The sequence below is a fragment of the Pseudomonas stagnisoli genome (genome assembly GCF_048595745.1).
Lineage (GTDB): Bacteria > Pseudomonadota > Gammaproteobacteria > Pseudomonadales > Pseudomonadaceae > Aquipseudomonas > Aquipseudomonas alcaligenes_A.
In genome coordinates, this window is record NZ_CP184361.1 from 3,006,749 (window position 1) to 3,024,364 (window position 17,616).

General features: G+C 64.6%; 17 protein-coding genes and 1 riboswitch. Of the genes, 6 read left to right on the forward strand and 11 right to left on the reverse strand.

Going from position 1 to position 17,616, the window contains the following annotated elements; translation table 11 throughout:
* Positions 1-18: 18 nt before the first annotated feature.
* The 6 genes from ACOAPY_RS14520 to cobG all read right to left on the reverse strand — a co-directional run bounded on the left by ACOAPY_RS14520 (position 19) and on the right by cobG (position 7,225).
* The gene (locus tag ACOAPY_RS14520) at positions 19-1,233 is read right to left on the reverse strand and encodes an O-antigen ligase family protein (protein WP_465153748.1); all 1,215 of its coding nucleotides are present in this window, start codon (positions 1,231-1,233) and stop codon (positions 19-21) included.
* A gap of 33 nt (positions 1,234-1,266) precedes the next feature.
* A complete protein-coding gene (locus ACOAPY_RS14525; RefSeq protein WP_465153749.1) occupies positions 1,267-2,679 on the reverse strand; it encodes an undecaprenyl-phosphate glucose phosphotransferase in 1,413 nt (470 codons plus the stop codon).
* Between the two features lie 233 nt (positions 2,680-2,912).
* On the reverse strand, positions 2,913-4,574 hold the full coding sequence (cobJ, locus tag ACOAPY_RS14530) for a precorrin-3B C(17)-methyltransferase (RefSeq protein WP_465153750.1): 1,662 nt from the start codon (positions 4,572-4,574) through the stop codon (positions 2,913-2,915).
* Positions 4,567-5,307: a precorrin-2 C(20)-methyltransferase gene (locus tag ACOAPY_RS14535; protein ID WP_021699152.1), complete on the reverse strand. Its 741-nt coding sequence runs from the start codon at positions 5,305-5,307 to the stop codon at positions 4,567-4,569. Before ACOAPY_RS14535 ends, cobJ begins: the two co-directional genes overlap by 8 nt.
* A complete protein-coding gene (locus tag ACOAPY_RS14540; RefSeq protein ID WP_465153751.1) occupies positions 5,307-5,933 on the reverse strand; it encodes a precorrin-8X methylmutase in 627 nt (208 codons plus the stop codon). Before ACOAPY_RS14540 ends, ACOAPY_RS14535 begins: the two co-directional genes overlap by 1 nt.
* A complete protein-coding gene (cobG, locus tag ACOAPY_RS14545) occupies positions 5,930-7,225 on the reverse strand; it encodes a precorrin-3B synthase (protein WP_465153752.1) in 1,296 nt (431 codons plus the stop codon). Before cobG ends, ACOAPY_RS14540 begins: the two co-directional genes overlap by 4 nt.
* 97 nt (positions 7,226-7,322) lie before the next feature.
* Positions 7,323-7,520: riboswitch (cobalamin riboswitch) on the reverse strand.
* A 182-nt stretch (positions 7,521-7,702) separates the two neighbouring features.
* Here cobG and cbiE point away from each other — a divergent pair.
* The 3 genes from cbiE to ACOAPY_RS14560 are packed head-to-tail and all read left to right on the forward strand — an operon-like array spanning position 7,703 to position 10,347.
* Positions 7,703-8,905, forward strand: coding sequence for a precorrin-6y C5,15-methyltransferase (decarboxylating) subunit CbiE (gene cbiE / locus ACOAPY_RS14550; protein WP_465153753.1), 1,203 nt, complete (start codon positions 7,703-7,705; stop codon positions 8,903-8,905).
* Positions 8,902-9,624 carry a cobalt-precorrin-6A reductase gene (locus tag ACOAPY_RS14555; RefSeq protein ID WP_465153754.1) on the forward strand — a complete coding sequence of 241 codons (723 nt, stop codon included), beginning with the start codon at positions 8,902-8,904 and terminating at the stop codon, positions 9,622-9,624. Before cbiE ends, ACOAPY_RS14555 begins: the two co-directional genes overlap by 4 nt.
* A 9-nt stretch (positions 9,625-9,633) precedes the next feature.
* On the forward strand, positions 9,634-10,347 hold the full coding sequence (locus tag ACOAPY_RS14560; protein ID WP_465153755.1) for a (2Fe-2S) ferredoxin domain-containing protein: 714 nt from the start codon (positions 9,634-9,636) through the stop codon (positions 10,345-10,347).
* Positions 10,348-10,464: 117 nt separating this feature from the next.
* Here the strand turns inward: ACOAPY_RS14560 and ttcA are convergent, their stop codons facing one another.
* On the reverse strand, positions 10,465-11,292 hold the full coding sequence (gene ttcA / locus ACOAPY_RS14565) for a tRNA 2-thiocytidine(32) synthetase TtcA (protein ID WP_465153756.1): 828 nt from the start codon (positions 11,290-11,292) through the stop codon (positions 10,465-10,467).
* Between the two features lie 86 nt (positions 11,293-11,378).
* Between ttcA and ACOAPY_RS14570 the strand changes: the two genes are divergently transcribed.
* The 3 genes from ACOAPY_RS14570 to ACOAPY_RS14580 all read left to right on the forward strand — a co-directional run bounded on the left by ACOAPY_RS14570 (position 11,379) and on the right by ACOAPY_RS14580 (position 13,318).
* On the forward strand, positions 11,379-11,972 hold the full coding sequence (locus tag ACOAPY_RS14570) for a DNA-J related domain-containing protein (protein WP_465153757.1): 594 nt from the start codon (positions 11,379-11,381) through the stop codon (positions 11,970-11,972).
* Positions 11,973-12,138: 166 nt separating this feature from the next.
* Positions 12,139-12,738, forward strand: coding sequence for a Yip1 family protein (locus ACOAPY_RS14575; protein WP_280055222.1), 600 nt, complete (start codon positions 12,139-12,141; stop codon positions 12,736-12,738).
* A gap of 85 nt (positions 12,739-12,823) precedes the next feature.
* Positions 12,824-13,318, forward strand: a complete 495-nt coding sequence (locus tag ACOAPY_RS14580; protein ID WP_465153758.1) for a SprT family zinc-dependent metalloprotease — start codon at positions 12,824-12,826, stop codon at positions 13,316-13,318.
* Positions 13,319-13,327: 9 nt separating this feature from the next.
* Here the strand turns inward: ACOAPY_RS14580 and ACOAPY_RS14585 are convergent, their stop codons facing one another.
* From ACOAPY_RS14585 to ACOAPY_RS14600, 4 genes are all read right to left on the reverse strand, one after another.
* Complete coding sequence (locus tag ACOAPY_RS14585) at positions 13,328-13,618, reverse strand: lysozyme inhibitor LprI family protein (RefSeq protein WP_465153759.1); 291 nt, start codon at positions 13,616-13,618, stop codon at positions 13,328-13,330.
* A 147-nt stretch (positions 13,619-13,765) separates the two neighbouring features.
* The gene (locus tag ACOAPY_RS14590) at positions 13,766-14,941 is read right to left on the reverse strand and encodes a CaiB/BaiF CoA transferase family protein (protein WP_465153760.1); all 1,176 of its coding nucleotides are present in this window, start codon (positions 14,939-14,941) and stop codon (positions 13,766-13,768) included.
* A 2-nt stretch (positions 14,942-14,943) separates the two neighbouring features.
* Positions 14,944-16,581: an AMP-binding protein gene (locus ACOAPY_RS14595; RefSeq protein WP_465153761.1), complete on the reverse strand. Its 1,638-nt coding sequence runs from the start codon at positions 16,579-16,581 to the stop codon at positions 14,944-14,946.
* A 100-nt stretch (positions 16,582-16,681) separates the two neighbouring features.
* Positions 16,682-17,605, reverse strand: coding sequence for a LysR family transcriptional regulator (locus ACOAPY_RS14600; RefSeq protein ID WP_076579201.1), 924 nt, complete (start codon positions 17,603-17,605; stop codon positions 16,682-16,684).
* Positions 17,606-17,616 lie beyond the last annotated feature (11 nt).

Consider the following 17,616-nt stretch of genomic DNA (forward strand, 5'->3'; position numbering starts at 1 on the left):
TTTTATATTGAGCTCGTTTTAGGTCACTGGCTTTCTCAAACCCAGCAGAATGCCTACTGGAAACCAGAACAACGCCCAATATGGGCTAGGCCGATGAAAGATCGCATAGACATCGGAAATCATCGCCACCATAGCCAACACCAGCAGCCCCATAGCCAATTGTGCCAATGGTAACGCTCGGCACTGCCAGGCCTTGAACAGCAGGCTTAGCACAAAGGCTACAAATAAGCCGATCCCGACAAGCCCATACTCATACCAAAGCTGCAGATACAAACTGTGTGCGTGGATAAATGACTGCCCGGTAGGGAAGGTGAACTCAAAGTCGGCCCCCGCGCCACGCCCCATGAGCCAGAATTCCGAAAGGCGACCCAGCCAGCCCACCCAGATGAGCTCACGGCCGTTGACCCCAACTCTCTGCTCATTCTGTAGTTCAGGCCAAAACCAGTAGGCCGCCAAACAGAGCACTACAGCACCCAAGCTAAGCAGCGCGTAAGACTTGCGGCTGTTCGTAATGAGTAGAAGAGCCAGCCCACCGGCTCCCAGAGAAAACCAAGAGCCCCGAGAGAACGTCAGCAAAATATAAAAGGCGAGACCCGCGATGGCCAACATCAAGAACAGCGAGCGCCAAGGCCCCATACCGGGCCGCAACAAAAGCCAGGTAGCAATAATTGTGAATATTGAATAGTAAAGACCCGCTATGATCGGGTGCTTCAAGTCCCCAAAGCCTCGCCAGCCCAACTCCCACAAGCGTACCCAGCGAAATGCCTCATAACTTAACGGGCGATCGAGAACAACAAACTGGTAGTAGAGGGTCAACCAGGCGAATACAGCAGCCACTATCAGCGAGATGACCAAAACGAGCATTAGAAACTTCTCATGCCGAGTCAAACTGGCTACTGCAGCAACATAAAAGATCAGCAATAGCACAAGTTTCAACCAGTTCCAGAAGTCTTTATCTGACCCAGGATGTACACCTGCGTACAACAGCACCCAACCCAGCAAAAAAAGAAAAATAACCGCGGGCAACTGCCTCCAGAGATCGAGCATCAGGCGCTCACGCAGGAGCAGCAAGAGTGCTGGCAAGAACAGCGACAGATAAAGCTGCGTAGCGTACCGACTGCCATCATTATTCAGCAGAAGACCACTTAACTGAATAAAAACGCCGAGAGCCAGAAGAAGAATGAGCACCTTACCAAGCCCCTTTATCTCCCGCCCAATCAACTGCCGCAACATCGAGACTCTCTTAAAACGAAAATAAAAATAAAATCAATAGGCATTTCTATTGATAAATCCTTTGAAGATCGTCCATAGAATAATCTTCAAATCCAGCCCCAGCGACCAGTTATCGATATACCAGAGATCAAACTCCACTCGCTTCTGCATCTTCTCCAACGTATCAGTCTGCCCGCGATAGCCATTCACCTGAGCCCACCCGGTTATACCTGGCTTAACCTTGTGGCGCTGCATGTAAGATTCGACCAGGTCCTTATAATATTCGTTATGCATGAGTGCATGCGGGCGCGGCCCCACAATCGACATCCGCCCCTGTAATACGTTAAAGAACTGAGGCAACTCATCCAGGCTGGTGCGCCTTAAAAACGCACCCACCTTGGTGACGCGCTCATCATTCTTGCTGGCCTGAGTGACCTGTCCGTTCGACTCCTGATGCACCACCATCGAGCGAAATTTGTAGACCTTGAAGCGCTTGCCATTGATACCCGTACGATATTGCTTGAATAAAACAGGCCCCTTGGAAGTGAGGGCAATCGCCACCATAATCAAAAGACAAACTGGCAATATCAAGATAGAGATCAGCCCCCCCAGAATGATGTCCTCCATTCGTTTGAGCACCCGAGCAGGGCCATCCATCGGACTGCAACTCAGGTCCAAAGCATAAAGCCCCGCGATATTGGTCACCTTGTGATTAAGCAGAGGTATATCGCCCCACTCTGGAATAAAACGTATTGCCACTGTGTGATGACGCAGCGCATACATAACTTCTTTAACCGCCGCCCCTTCACTTAGAGGCAAACACAACCAAACTTCATGAACCCCCAAGACAGCGACCCGCAACTCCAAAGCATTGATCCATTCGCTATCTCGAGAGAAATCTAGGCTCTCTGCGATACGGAAACCGAACTCCCTAAGTGACCGACTACTGTTCAGACGCTCAACAGAAGCACCACCAGCATCAACGACCAATACATGCTTCAGATTCCGCCCACCCGAACGCAGCAAACGCAGAAGCCAGTACACTATCAAGCGAAGCAGTACGCTCAACCCACCCCCAAGAAAAAGCACATATACAAACCAACGACGGGAGTAATTATCGGATACCTTTAGAAAAAAAATTACCGCAAGCAATATACCAACAGCGAAAACCCACCCAACTAATACATTACCAATCTGTCTGGCAAGAGAAATACCGCGCCAAGAACCGTAGACGCCACTCCCCCAGAGACTGAGCATGACAACGGAGGAAATGGTGAACGCGGCCGTTGTGTAGTGCGCATTCAAGTCTGCAGAATCAAACCGCAACCAGTAAGCAAGATAGACAGCAGCAATGACCAACAGAAAATCGAGTACCGCCGCCAATAGCGGAATGGGATATCGCTCGGCGAAAGTAGGCTGGTATCGAGACTCAAACAACATGACCAGATACGACTCCATGTCATCCATGGCCACCGCATAGCGGCAGAAGGGGCAAAAACCTCCCTAGTTTACGGCAACAGCCTCGGTCTGTCCGTCATTTCTCCGTCCTATTGGACAACATCAGGACTGAGACCTGCATCACACTGCCAGCCGAAGCGCGATATGCGCACAAGAGATAATGATTCTCAAACCATGTACTGACGACACCTTATTCGATGGTCAAGACTTCCGGCAGTATGGGATCAGACTCTATGCAGTCCCTATCGCTCAAACGGATACCACCTCGGCGTGTACACCCACTCGCCGCCGCCCTGACGCGGGAAACGGCGGGTCTGGCTGGAGCCGATGATCACCAGGGTGCGCATGTCCACCAGCTCCGGGGTCAGCTCGCCGAGGGTCAGCACGCGCAACGCCTCCGCGGGGCGACCGATGTCGCGACCGAGCACCACCAGGGTCTGCGGTTCGCGGTGCTGGCGCAACAGGTCGAGCGCGCGACCGAGTTGCCAGGGGCGTGCCTTGGAAATGGGGTTGTAGAAAGCCATGGCCAGGTCGGCGGCGGCCGCGTGCTGCAGGCGTTTCTCGATCACCGCCCAGGGTTTGAGGTTGTCGGACAGCGAGATCAGGCAGAAGTCGTGCCCCAGCGGCGCACCGGCCCTGGCGGCGGTGGCCAGGGCGGCGGAGATGCCGGGCAGTACTTCCAGCTCCACACCCTGCCAGCGCGGGTCGCTGGAGGCTTCAAGCGCTTCCATCACGGCTGCGGCCATGGCGAATACGCCGGGGTCGCCCGACGACACCATCACCACCCGCCGCCCCTGCGCGGCCAGCTCGAAGGCATGGGCAGCGCGCTGCAGTTCCTCACGATTGTCGCTGGCGTGCAGGCACTGGCCTTCACGGTAGGGACCGGCCATGGCTACGTAGGTCTCGTAGCCGAGCACGTCCTCGGCCTGGTCCAGCGCACTGCGCACGGCCGGAGCCAGCAGTTCGGCGCAGCCGGGGCCGATGCCGACCACGCTGAGGCGACCACGCGGGCGCCCCAAGGCGCTCGCGGACTCGGGGCTGCCAGCCAGATGCAGGCTCAGCCCCGGCGTCTCGTGGCAGGCCGGCGGCAGTGCAGCCGGCGAGTCGATGAAGCGCAGCGGTACTTTCAACTCGGCGGCGGCCTGCTCGGCGAGTGGCAGCGCACGTCCCTCGCCCTCGACCAGCAGCGCGGCCAGCGCCGCCTCGGCCAGGCCGGCATCTGCCAGTGCGGCACGCACGCGCTCGACGCTGGGCTCCGTGCATCGCGCCAGCACCCGACGCGGATGAATCAGCAGCGCATCGTCGCCACTGACGGCGGACACATCAATACGCAGGCAGCGCTCGCCCTCGGCATGCACAGGCAGATTGGCCTGCTGCAACCAGGGAGCCTCGCCCTCGACGCGCAGGCGTGCGCCGCCGAGCAGGTCGCTGACCAAGCGCTTGCCCTGTTCCAGGTCGGCCAGAACATAGCCCTCCGGCGGATCGAGCAGGCAGGTACCGAAGCGCAGCTCACCGCTGGTGGTAATGGCCGGCGCTACCGTCAGCCACTCGCCCAGCTCGCGCGCCAGGCGGTTGACCCCGGCTAGGCCGCCGAGCAACGGCACCACGGCGCTGCCATCTTCGGCCAGTGCCAGCACCGGCGGCTCCATCCCCTTCTCCGCCAGCAGCGGCGCCAGGCTGCGGATCACGATGCCGGCTGCGCACAGGGCGATGATCGGAGTGCCGGCGCGGTACAGGCCACGCAGATGCTCGCCGAACTCGTGGTAAGGCTCATCGACCTCCTCCACCCGCCCGACCAGGCCGTGGATGCGGGCCTCGGGATAGCGCTCGCGCACGCGGCGTGCGGTCTCTAGAGCCGAGGTGCCGAGAATAACGATGGCGGCAGGATTCACGGACTCAGCCACGCCACTTCTCCCCTGGCACCAGGATCATGGAGAAGTACGGCGAGGCCAGCGGGTCCACCTGGTCCAGCGGCACTATCTGCTGGTTGTGCATGGTGGCGCGCTCCACATAGTGGGCGCGCTCGGCCAGACCGAGGCGTTGCAGGACGCGGCGCACCTTGTCGAAGTTGCGACCGAGCTTCATCACCACGGCGGCTTCGGCGCTACGCAGGCGCTGCTCCAGCTCTTCCTCCGGCAGCACGCCAGAGAGCACGCTCAGGGACTGGTTGCGGTACACCAATGGCGTGCCCAGTACCGAGGCGCAGCCGAGCATTGAGCACACGCCGGGCACCACCTCGGCCTCATAGCGTTCGGCCAGGCGGTCGTGCAGGTACATGTAGGAACCGTAGAAGAACGGATCGCCCTCGCAGATCACCGCCACATCGCGGCCGGCATCCAGCTCGGCGGCTATCTGCACGGCGCAGGTGTCGTAGAAGTCGGCGATCACATCCTCGTAGGTCAGCGGCGGCTCCAGCTTCTCGGTGGTCACCGGGTAGACCAGCGGCAGGCGACGCTGCGCAGTGGTGAGATGAGCCTCGATGATGCCGAAGGCGTTGCCGCCCTGGCCCTTGTTGGCCTTGGCCTTGGCCACGAAGTAGCCCACCACCGGCGCAGACTGCAGCAGGCGCAGAGCCTTGAGGGTAATCAGTTCCGGATCACCGGGGCCGACGCCGAGGCCGAGCAGACGTCCCTTCATCACTCCACCTCCGTGGCCAGGGCGTTCACCGCGGCAGCGGCCATGGCGCTGCCACCACGGCGCCCGCGCACGATGATGTAGGGCACGCCGCGGCTATCGGCAGCCAGCATGTCCTTGGACTCGGCCGCGCCGATAAAGCCCACCGGCATGCCCAAGATCAGCGCCGGCCTGGGCGCGCCGGCGTCGAGCATCTCCAGCAGGTAGAACAACGCGGTCGGTGCGTTGCCGATCACCACCACGCTGCCTTCCAGGTGCTCGCGCCAGTGTTCAAGAGCCACGGCAGAGCGGGTGTTGCCAAGCTCGCGGGCCAGCTGCGGCACGTCTGTATTGTGCAGCGTGCAGATCACCGGGTTGTTCGCCGGCAGGCGCGCGCGGGTGATGCCTTCGGCCACCATGCGCGCATCGCAGAGGATCGGCGCGCCCTTGGCCAGGGCGGCGCGGCCGGCGGCACCGGCACCGGGCGAGAAACGCAGGTCCTGCACCACATCGACCATCCCGCAGGCGTGGATCAAACGCACGGCGAGCTTTTCCAGGTCGACGGGGATCGCCGAGAGGTCGGCCTCGGCGCGGATGGTGGCGAAGGACTGGCGGTAGATCTCCTGACCATCGCGGATGTAATCGATCATTCGGGGCTTCCTGCGGCGAGGCGCTCGCCGGCTTGGTCGATATCGAGGGATTGCGCCAACAGGCGGCCGAACCCGGCCAGGCCCTGCTCGCGGCGATAGAGGTCGTAACGGCCGCCGGGCTGGGCCAGCAGCGTATAAGGCGCGATATGAGCGGCGGCGCAGCTGCGCGGGCAGCCGCTCAGGTGCACCTGGGCGATGTGCGCCGGGAGGCGCTCAGCCAGCTTGCGGGCATCGGCCTTGGTGTCCGCCTGGGCCCTGGCGCAGCCGGGCAAGCCGCTGCAGGCGAGCAGGCGGGCCAGCGGCGCGCGCGTTTCCAGCAGCAAGCCAAGGTCATGCAGGGCTTGGCCGACGAAGGCTCGACGGCTCCCAGGTATGTCCGGCAGCAGCAACCCCTGCCATGGCGTGAGACGCAGCTCACCACAGCCCTCGGAGTCAGCCAGTTCAGCCAGGGCACTCAATTGGTCGGCGTGTAGCCTCCCGAGCGGCACGCCGGCCAGCAGCATCACCCAGCCTGACTGCGCCTGCACATGCGCCCCCAGTGGCGGGCTGTCATAGCGCGGACGCCGCGGAGTGGCCCATGGCTGCTGAACAGACAATGGCAGGCGCGCCAGGAACTGCTCCACCGGCAGCTCAGCCAACAGCTGGCGCATCCGGGTATGCGCGCCGGCCAACTGCAGGAACAGCCGTAGCACGGCCTCCACCAGTCGCTCCGCCTGTGCCAGGGGAATCACGCCCAGCGCCGCATCGCGCGGGCAGCCCGCCAGGCCGAAGGCCAGGTGCGTGCCGCCAGGCAACGCGCTGAGCCACAGGTCGTGGGGATGGTCGAGCATGGCGAGGGCCTCGCCGCCGTCCAGCTGGAGGGCGAACTTGGCCGACAAGGCGTGAAACTCGGGCGTATTTTCCAGCAGCGCCAGCAGGCGGCCGGCCAGCGGGCGGGTATCGAGGTGCGCGCTGCGATCGCGCCCGGCCGCCGGACTGAGTAGCAGGTTGCGCACATCATCAGCATCCGGGTGGCGCGGGCCGAGGCCGGCGGCCAGCAGGTGCTGCACCAGCGGTTCATGATTCTCGTCGCGCACGCCGCGCAACTGCAGGTTGCTGCGGTTGGTCAGCTCCAGCACGCCACTGCCGCAGAGCCGCGCGGCCTCGGCCACGGCGCGGGCCTGCGCGCTGGTCAGCAGCCCACCGGGCAGCTTGACGCGGCAAATGCCGCCATCGCGCGCGGGCACGACACGCCATAACCCCGGGCAGGCCGAGGGACGCAACAAAGACGCGGCAGGAGCAACTGGCTGCATGCGGTCACCGACAACAAACGACGCGGCGACCGAACCGGAGGCATCACCCGGGCAGGGCGATTCCTTGGCATCGGTACACCCCGCCCGATGTTGGCACTCGCGACTGCGTCGTCGGCAGGTCTCCTGGCTGGCAGGTCATCATCGCGGCGCGGCCTTCCCGATTGCTCAGTGGCGTGTGTGCGGAGCGACTCGCTGCTTACAGTTGCGGGGGCAGCCATGGTTGGAGCCGGAGCTCACCCATGTTCCCTCTTAGGCCCGTAAGGAGCCACGATCTGCTGCGCGTCGGAAAAACTGCGTTGAAAGCGGCTTCGGAATGCTCATTTACCGTTCGTAAACTCCGCTTCCTCAGCCCCTTTCGCCTGGTTTTTCTCTAGCTCGCCAGATCGTGAACCGTCTCATGGGCACCGACGAAGGCGCTATTATGCCCGCTTTTTCCGGCGCAGGGCCAAGCCCGCGCGTCACCGCAAGGAGAGCTGCATGACGGCCTGGCTGACAGTGGTGGGCATTGGCGAAGACGGCTACGCCGGTCTGGGCAAGGCGGCGCGGCGCGCGTTGCTGGAGGCCGAGTGCATTGTCGGTGCGCCGCGCCAGCTCGACCTGCTGCCACCTTGCATCCGCGCCGCGCGCCTGACCTGGCCAAGCCCCTTCAGCCTGGAGCCGGTGTTGCAGCGGCGCGGCATGCCGACCTGCGTGCTGGCGAGCGGCGACCCCATGCTCTACGGCGTCGGCGCCAGCCTGGCGCGCCAGCTGGATGAAGGCGAGATGCTTGTGCTGCCGACGCCCTCCGCCTATTCGCTGGCCGCCGCGCGCCTGGGCTGGCCGCTGCAAGACATCACCCTGCTGTCGGTGGTCGCGCGCCCGCTGCCGGCCGTCGCCCGCCATCTGCACGACGGCCAGCGCCTGCTGATCCTGTGCAACGACGGCAGCAGCCCGAGCGCCCTCGCCGCTCTGCTGCGCGAGCGCGGCTTCGGCGCCAGCCGCCTGAGCGTACTGGAGCACCTGGGCGGCCCGCTGGAGCGGCGAATCGATGGCCTGGCAGATAGCTGGAACCTGGAGGAAGTGGCCGCACTCAATCTGCTGGCCGTCGAGTGCCGGGCCGATACCGGCGTGCAGCCGCTGCCACTGACGGTCGGCCTGCCCGACGATGCCTATCGCCACGACGGCCAGCTGACCAAGCGCGACGTGCGCGCCGTCACCCTGGCCCGCCTGGCACCCCGCCCCGGTGAGCTGCTGTGGGATGTCGGTGCTGGTTGCGGCTCGATCGGCATCGAATGGCTGCGCAGCCACCCACACTGCCGCGCCATTGCCATCGAAGCTGATGCCGGTCGCCAGCAGTTGATCGCTCATAACCGCGACGCTCTCGGCGCACCGCAGCTGCAACTGGTGGCCGGCGAGGCACCGCAGGCCCTGGGCGGGCTGGAAGCGCCCGACGCCATCTTTATCGGCGGCGGCGTCACCGTGCCCGGCATGCTGGAGCAGTGCTGGCAGGCGCTCAAGCCGGGCGGCAGGCTGATCGCCAATGCCGTGACCCTGCAGAGCGAGGCCGTGCTGGTGGCTTTTCGCGCACAGCACGGCGGCGAGCTGACCCGCATCGCCATCGCCCAGGCCCAGCCGTTGGGCGACTTCGATACCTGGCGCAGCGCACTGCCGATCACCCTGCTGCAGGTGCACAAACCGTGACCCGCGTGTTGCTGCTCGGCGGCGTCGGCGATGCCCTGCGCCTGGTGCGACGCCTGGGCCCCGAGCATCTTTACAGCCTGGCCGGGCTGGGCAAGGTGCCGGATGATCTGAGCTGCCGGGTGCGCGTCGGTGGATTTGGCGGTGCCGAAGGGTTGGCCGATTTCATTCGCACTGAAGGCTTCGACCTGCTGCTGGACGTCACTCACCCCTATGCCGCGCGGATCAGCGCCAATGCCGCTGCGGCCGCGCGCCTGGCCGGGGTACCCTGCTGGGCGCTGCGCCGGCCCGGCTGGCAGCCGCAGCCTGGCGACGACTGGCGCGAGGTAGCCGACTGGGCCGCACTGGTCTCGGCGCTGGCGCCCTTCCGCAAGCCCCTCTTCACCCTCGGCCGCGAACCGCTGGCGCACCTCGATGAAATCCCGGTACACCAGCACTGGACCCTGCGCCTGCTCGACGCCCAGCCCGAACACCCACGCGCCCGCTGCATCGCCGCGCGCGGCCCGTTCGCGCTCGAAGATGAACGGGCGCTATTCGCCAACGAGGGCTTCGATGTGCTGATCAGCAAGAACAGCGGCGGCAACGCCACCGAGGCCAAGCTGCAGGTCGCCCGCGAGCGCGGCCTGCCGGTTTTGATCCTGCAACGCCCGCCACTGCCCGAGGTGGAGCGCAGCTTCGCCGATCCCGACACCCTGTGGCAGGCGCTACAGCCGCTGCTTTGAGAACACCCAATGAAGACCTCAATCTACGCCCGTGTCCTGTTCGCCGGCCCCGACCTCGACCATGGCAGCTTCGCCGAGCTGATCCGCCGCCAGTTCGGCGAACAGTTCGGCGCCGCCGTGCTGAGCGATCTGTTCGAAACCAGCACCGGTTATGACGCACTCTGGACGCACGTGCGCGAGTGCCTGAGCGGCGAAGAACTGCCGCTACTGGTCGTGGATCTGGACCCGCTCGGCAGCAGCCAGCAACTGGACTGGCTACGCGGCGAGCTACAGGCGCTGGGAGGCGAGCACGCCGACCGGCTGTTCGTCTGCGCAGGCAATGCCGAGGACGCGGCAGCGCTGGCCGAGCTGATCCGGCAACCGGAAAAGCACCTGGGCTGTGTGGACGTGCCGCAGCTGCCGCCATCCCACGCCTGGTCGTGCATCCCACCGCACCGCTATCGCGTGCTGCTGTGCAACGGCCCGCGCTGCACCCGGCGTGGCGCCCTGCCGCTGTGGAAGCTGTTGCGCGAAGAGCTGAAGGCAGTCGGGCGCCTGGAGACCGAGGATGGCGTGCATATCACCCGCACCCAGTGCCAGTTTCCCTGCGACCAGGGGCCGACCCTGAGCGTCTACCCGAGCGGCGAGTGGTACCGCATTCGCGATGCAGCCGAGGTGAGGCGTCTGGTGCAGGAGCGTTTCGTCGAGGAGCGCGCCGTGCCCGAGCTGATCATGCGCGCATGATCATGGAACCCATGTAGGACGAGTGGAACCCACGCGGTGTGATTACGCAGGTTTCAAACGCCCTACCAAAAGCTCACCCGGAAACGAAACCGGCCGCTCTGGGCGGCCGGTCGGGGATCACAGATTCATCACGTCGAGGAAGCGTGGCGTGGCGCTGTCGTCGATCTTCAGGCTCTGGAAATCGAACAGATTGCGGTCGGCCAGTTGCGACGGCACCACGTTCTGCAGGGCGCGGAACATGATTTCGGTACGGCCCGGGCTCTTGCGCTCCCACTCGGTGAGCATTTCCTTGACCACCTGGCGCTGCAGGTTTTCCTGCGAACCGCACAGGTTGCACGGGATGATCGGGAATTCCTTCATCACCGAATAGGCCTCGATGTCCTTCTCGCTGCAGTAGGCCAACGGGCGGATCACCACGTTGCGGCCGTCGTCGGACAGCAGCTTGGGCGGCATGGCCTTGAGCGTGCCGCCGTAGAACATGTTGAGGAAGAAGGTCTCGAGGATGTCGTCGCGGTGGTGACCGAGTGCCATCTTGGTCGCGCCGATCTCGTCGGCGTAGGTGTACAGGGTGCCGCGGCGCAGGCGTGAGCACAGCGAGCAGGTGGTCTTGCCCTCCGGGATCTTCTCCTTCACCACCGAGTAGGTGTCCTTCTCGATGATGTGGTACGGCACGCCGATGGACTCCAGGTAGGCCGGCAGCACGTGCTCGGGGAAGCCGGGCTGCTTCTGGTCCATGTTCACCGCCACGATCTCGAACCGGATCGGCGCCACCTTCTGCAGGTACAGCAGCACGTCGAGCATGGTGTAGCTGTCCTTGCCGCCGGACAGGCAGACCATCACCTTGTCGCCGTCCTCGATCATGTTGAAGTCGGCAATGGCCTCGCCGACCTGGCGACGCAGGCGCTTCTGCAGTTTGTTCTGGTTGACCGAGAGGGTGCTGGGCATGGTGCTGGGAAATCCGGGGTGAAGGCGAAAAGCTGGCTATTTTACGCACAAAGCCGGCGCACGGCAGCCCGTGTTAGGCTCAGCCGATGAACAACGACCTTGATCCCGCCCTCGACCTGCCCGAGCAACTGCACGAACTGCTGCGCGCCGCGCCCGCCGGCATCAGCGAATTCCAGCTGATCCAACAGCTCAAGGCGCGCCACTGCACGCATATCCCCAACCTCGGGCTGGCCGACAAGCTGGTGCTGTTCCGCACCCACTTCCTGCTGTTCAACGCCCTGTACCTGTTGCGCGAACGCCTTTGGGGGCGCGAGGAAGCGCACCTGCAGATCAGCCCGCTGTGCGTGCAGTTGCAGCCCTGGCACAGCGGCGGCGAAGGCCTGGCCCAGCACGACCCGCTGCGTGACTACTATCTCAATCTGAACAATCTGCGCGACACCACCGAACGCGACGTGGAAAAGCTGCTGGCCAGCTTCTGGACGCGCATGCAGGGCGGCGACGAGAAGCGCGCGGCCCTGGAGCTGTTCGAGCTCAATGGCGACCAGCCGCTCAATCTCGCCGCTATCAAGCTGCGTTACCGCCAGCTGGTGAGCCAGCACCATCCGGATCGCGGCGGCAGCACGGAGCGTCTGCAGTCGATCAACCTGGCGATGGAAATACTTGAGCGCTATTACGGCTGACAGATAGAGAGCAATTCGCTCTAAAGCCACGGCTCACGCGGACTCCAGCCTTCTCCTATACTGCGACACACGGTCGCACTTAATTCGGCCTGCACCCGGCGCTGCTGAGCACGCACTCCGGGCGCTACGCTCGGGGCGATCGACAATAAAAAGAGGAGGTGTCTGCATGATCCACCATGTTTGGGGGCTCTTCACCCATCCCGACCAAGAGTGGCAGGAAATCCGTGGCGAGGAAGAAAGCATCAGCCACATGTACCTGACCCACGTCCTGATTCTCGCTGCCATCCCCGCGCTCTGCGCCTACTTCGGCACTACGCAGGTAGGCTGGACCATCGGCGATGGCGATCCGGTAAAACTCACCGCCGAAAGTGCGTTGCAGATGACCATCATGTCCTACCTGGCGATGCTGGCCGGCGTAGCCGTGATGGGCGCCTTCATCCACTGGATGGCACGTACCTATGACTCCAACCCGACCATGACCCAGTGCGTGGTCTTTGCCGCCTACTGTGCCACCCCGCTGTTCATCGGCGGTGTCGCCGCACTCTACCCGAGCCTGTGGCTGGGCATGTTCATCGGTACGGCGGCCATCTGCTACACGGTCTACCTGCTATATGCCGGCATTCCTACCTTCATGGGCATTCCCCAGGACGAAGGCTTCATGTTCTCCAGTTCGGTGCTGGCCGTAGGCCTGGTGGTGCTGGTGGCGATGATCGCCTGCTCGGTGATTCTCTGGGGCTTCGGCGTGGGGCCGGTCTACACCAGCTGATTGGAAACCCGGCCTGCCGCCACAGGGAGCCGCCTTCGGGCGGCTTCGTGTTTTATGGCGCCCCTGGACGCGGCATAATCGCCGCATGCCCGAACTGCTCCATGCCCGCGTCGAAGCCTGTTACCAACTGGCCGAGGACTTCTTCAAACGCTCATTCCCTCGCCCCGAAGTCAGCTTCAAGCTGCGCGGGCAGAAGGCCGGGGTCGCGCACCTGCAGGAAAACCTGCTGCGCTTCAACCCCAAGCTCTACGCGGAAAACCGCGAGCACTTCCTCAAGCAGACGGTGGCCCACGAAGTCGCCCACCTGGTGGCGCACCAGCTGTTCGGCCCGCGCATCCAGCCGCATGGCGAGGAATGGCAGCTGATCATGCGCGGCGTCTACGAGCTGCCACCGGACCGCTGCCATAACTATGACGTGGGCCGGCGCAAGGTCACCCGCTACCTCTACCTGTGCCAGTGCCCGGACGGCGAGTTCCCCTTCTCCGCCAAGCGCCATGGCCTGGTGCGCCAGGGCCGCCGCTACTTCTGCAGGTGCTGCCGCGCGACGCTGGTGTTTAGCGGCGAGCAGCGGGTGGAGTGACCCGTCGGGTCAATAGCCCACTTCGAGCATGTGCTTGATCGATAGAGTGCGCCTGCGCGCCTCGTCGGCCATGCACTCAGCCTCCCAGAAGCCGGTCCAGCTACTGCCCTCCACCCGGTCGCGGGCATACACGCTGCAGTACTGCTCGCGAAAGCGGATCCAGGTGCGCTGAGCCCGCACAAGATCCGGCAACAGATGAGGGCTCTGCTCCTTTACGTGAGCCACCTGCAGGTCATAACTGGCCTGCAGCTCCTGCTCAGCGGCTTTCCACTTGGGCTCTTGGCACGCACTGGTAGCCATCGCACTACCCAGGGAGCAAGGGTCTTCCTCCGCAAAGGCAAACGTGCTCAAAAGCATTAGCAGAGACATCCAAATCGACCTGACCATAGCTCGCCTCCTTGGCAAAAGGAGGCAAGGCTAGTGCAGTGGGTGAAGGTCGTCGAGCCCCTATGCCAGCGCCTTGCTCGCCCTGAGCGCGGCGATCTGCTCGGCGTCATAGCCCAGCTCGCGCAGCACCTCGTCGCTGTGTGCACCGACGGCCACGCCGATATGCCGGGGCGGCTCCAGCCCTGCGGAGAAACGGATCGGGCAGGCCAGCTGGCGCTGCGCCGCCCTGCCCTCGCGCGGTACTTCGGTGACCACGCCACGCGCCCTGAGCTGCGGGTGCTCGACCGCCTCGGACAGCCTGAGTACCGGTTCGACGCAAGCATCCAGGGCGGCGAAACGCTCCTGCCAGTCGGCCAGGTCGTGCTTCTCGATCTCGATCTCGATCTCGCGCTTGAGCGCCTTCTGGTCCTTGGGCGACAGGCCCAGGGCGGCCAGCTCCGGGCGGCCGATGGCGGCGCAGAACTGCTGCATGAATTGCGGCTCCAGGCTGCCCACCGACAACCAGCGGCCGTCGCGGGTGCGGTAGTAGTCGTAGAAGCTGCCGCCGTTGAGCGCCTGGTTCTCCATGTCCGGCTCCTGGCCGGCGGCGAGGTAGCCAGCACCGGCCATGGCGTGAAGGCTGAAGACGCAATCGGTCATGCTGATGTCGACGTGCTGGCCCTGCCCCGTGCTGTGCCGGGCGATCACCGCGGCGAGCAGGCCGATCACCCCGTGCAGGGAGCCGCCAGCGATGTCCGCCACCTGCATGCCGAGCGGCAGCGGGCCGCTGTCGCGGCGCCCGGTGTAACTGGAGAGGCCGCTCAGCGCCAGGTAGTTGAGGTCGTGGCCAGCGCGGTCCTTGTACGGCCCGGTCTGGCCGTAGCCGGTGATGGAGACATAGATCAGCCGCGGGTTGATTGCCTTCAGTGCCTCGTAGCCGAGGCCGAGTTTGTCCATTACCCCGGGGCGGAACTGCTCCAGCACGATGTCGTACTCGGCCACCAGGCGGCGCACCACCTCCAGGGACTCGGGCTTCTTCAGGTCCAGCGCCAGCGAGCGCTTGTTGCGGTTGAGGTAGGCATGGCTGGCGGATACGCCGTCGACATGCGGCGGCAGCACGCGCACCAGGTCCATGCGCGTCGGCGACTCGATGCGCAGTACCTCGGCGCCCAGGTCGGCCAGCAGCAGCGAGGCGAACGGCCCCGGCAGCAGGGTGGAGAAGTCGAGGACTTTCAGCGAGGACAGCGGGCCTTTCATATTCAGTCTTCCCAGTGAACAGCAGGTTGATGCGGCAGGCGGGCGACCCACTCGGCGTAGCGGGCCTCCAGCACGTTGCGGCGGATTTTCAGGGTCGGCGTCAGGCTGCCGTTGTCCACGGTCCAGCTCTCGCTCACCAGCAGCAGATGGCTCAGACGCTCGTGTGCCGGCAACGCAGCATTGAGGCGCTCCAGGGTCACCAGCAGGTCGGCGGCAATCTGCTCGCGGGCCTGAGCACGAGCCGCCGGCGAAAGATCGATCAGCGCCAGTGGCTGGTCGCGGTTGCTGCCCATCAGGCAGACCTGCTCGACCCAGGTGTTCTTGGCGATCTCGCCCTCGATGGGCGCCGGTGCCACGTACTTGCCCTTGCTGGTCTTGAAGATGTCCTTGACCCGCCCGGTGATGCGCAGATAGCCGTCGGCATCCACCTCGCCCTTGTCGCCGGTGTGCAGCCAGCCGCCCTCCAGGGCTTGGGCGCTCAGTTGCGGCTCACGGTAGTAGCCCTGCATCAGGGTCGGACTGCGGAACAGCACCTCGCCGCTGTCGGCCAGGCGCATTTCGAGGAACGGCATGGGCCGCCCGACCGTGCCTAAGCGCACTTGTCCAGGGCGGTTGAAGCAGCCGTAGGCGAAGTTCTCGGTCATGCCGTAGCCCTCGCAGAGCGTCAGGCCGATGCGCCGGTACCATTCCAGAAGCCCCGGGGAAATCGCGGCGGCACCGGACACCAGCACGCGTGCCCGATCAAGGCCCAGGCCACGGCGAATCCTGCGCGCCACCAGGCTGCCGAGCAGCGGCAGGCGCAGCAGCAGGTCCAGCTTGCGTTGCGGCAGGCGTTCCAGCACGCCCTGCTGGAAGCGCGTCCACAGCCGCGGTACCGAGAAGAACACGGTCGGGCGCACGTGCTGCAGGTCAGCGGCGAAGGTCTCCAGCGACTCGACGAAGGCCACCGCCGCGCCAGCGTAGAGGCTGTTCATCTCCACCAGGAAGCGTTCAGCGGCGTGCGACAGCGGCAGATAGGAGAAGAACTGGTCGCGCTCGTCCATCTTCATCTCGGCGCAGGCGTTGGCGGCGGAGAAAGCCATGGCCCGCGCCGACAGCATCACGCCCTTGGGCTGACCGGTGGTCCCGGAGGTGTAGAGAATGCTGAGCAGCTCGTCGCCCTGCTGCCGGTGCACCTGCTGCAACGGCGCATGGGCCTGCAACTCGTGCCACTGGTAATCGGCGCGCAGGGTCGGATAGGGCATGGCGATGCGCGCCACCTGTGCGCCGATAGCCCCCTCCAGCTTGTCCGGCTCGTCCAGCTTGCCGAGGATGATCGCCCGGCACTCGGCATGCTCCAGCACGTAGGCGATGCTCTCGGCGGTCTGCAGCGGATAGAGCGGCACGCTGATCAGCCCGGCCATCATGATGGCCAGGTCGCTGATGAACCACTCGGCGCAGTTCTTCGCCAGGATCGCCACCCGGTCGCCCTGCGCGCAGCCCAGCGCCTGCAAACCGGCGGCCAGGCGGCGCGCCTGTTCGTCGACCTGATGCCAGGTGAAGTCATGCCAGTGGCCGGCCACCGGCTGGCGCAGCCAGACCCGCTCGGGCGTGCGCTCGCACCAGTGCTGGAAACGTTCTAACGGCAGTTGTTCGGTCATGCGGGCGTCCCTTCTTGTTGTTATCTGCCCCGCCGGGCTGGTTCAAGGTAGACCCGCCCTCGCCGCCTCTCAATGACCCAAGCGCTCGGTGCGATTGACCCTAGCGGTCAGCCTCCAGGGTGAAGGCCAGGAAGCGCTGCAGGTAATCGATGAAGGCCTGCACCTTGCCGGTGGCACGGCGGTGGCTGGGATAGACGGCGAGGATGTCTTCGCCAAAGGCGTCCGGCTCGATCTGGTAGTCCGCCATCAGCCGCACCAGGCGGCCATCGGCCAGATGAGGCGCAACGCTCCACAGCGGGGTGTGCAGCACACCGTTGCCGGCCACGGCATTGGCCAGCAGCAGGTCATAGTTGTCGCTCTCCAGGCGCACCTGCTGCGGGTGCGGCAGGCGGATGCGCACGCCGTCGCGCACCACCCACCAGCCGTCGCGCCCGAGCGCCGGGTGGGCGTACATCAGCCAGTCGTGCTGCTCCAGGGTCTGCGGCGTCAGCGGTAGCGGGTTGCGGGCCAGGTACGCGGGGCTGGCAGAGAGACAGATGCGGTTCTTGCCGACCACCCGTGCGATCAGCCCCGGAAGGTCGCTCGGTCCCTCGCGCAGGGCCAGGTCGTAACCGGACTCGACCAGGTCGACGAAGTCGTCGCACAGGTCGACGCGCAGGCGAATCTGCGGGTACTCGGTCAGAAAACCGGCACACACCTGATCGAGAAAGGCCTGGCCGAACGCCAGTGGCGCGGTCAGCCGCAGGCTGCCGTGCAGGCCGTGCTGCAGTTGGCCGATCTCCTCCCCCGCCTCGTGCAGGCGCTGCAGCACCTGGCGCGCGGTGTCCAGATACAGGCGCCCGGCCTCGGTCAGCACGATGCGCCGGGTGCTGCGCTCGAACAGCTGCGCGCCCAGCTCGCGCTCCAGGTGACCGACGGCCTTGGTCAGGGCCGAGGGCGTCTTGCCCAGCAGCTCAGCGGCGCGGCTGAAACTGCCCTGCTCGGCCGTGGCGACGAACATGCCGAGGGCACTGAACTTGTCCATGGTCGTTTCCT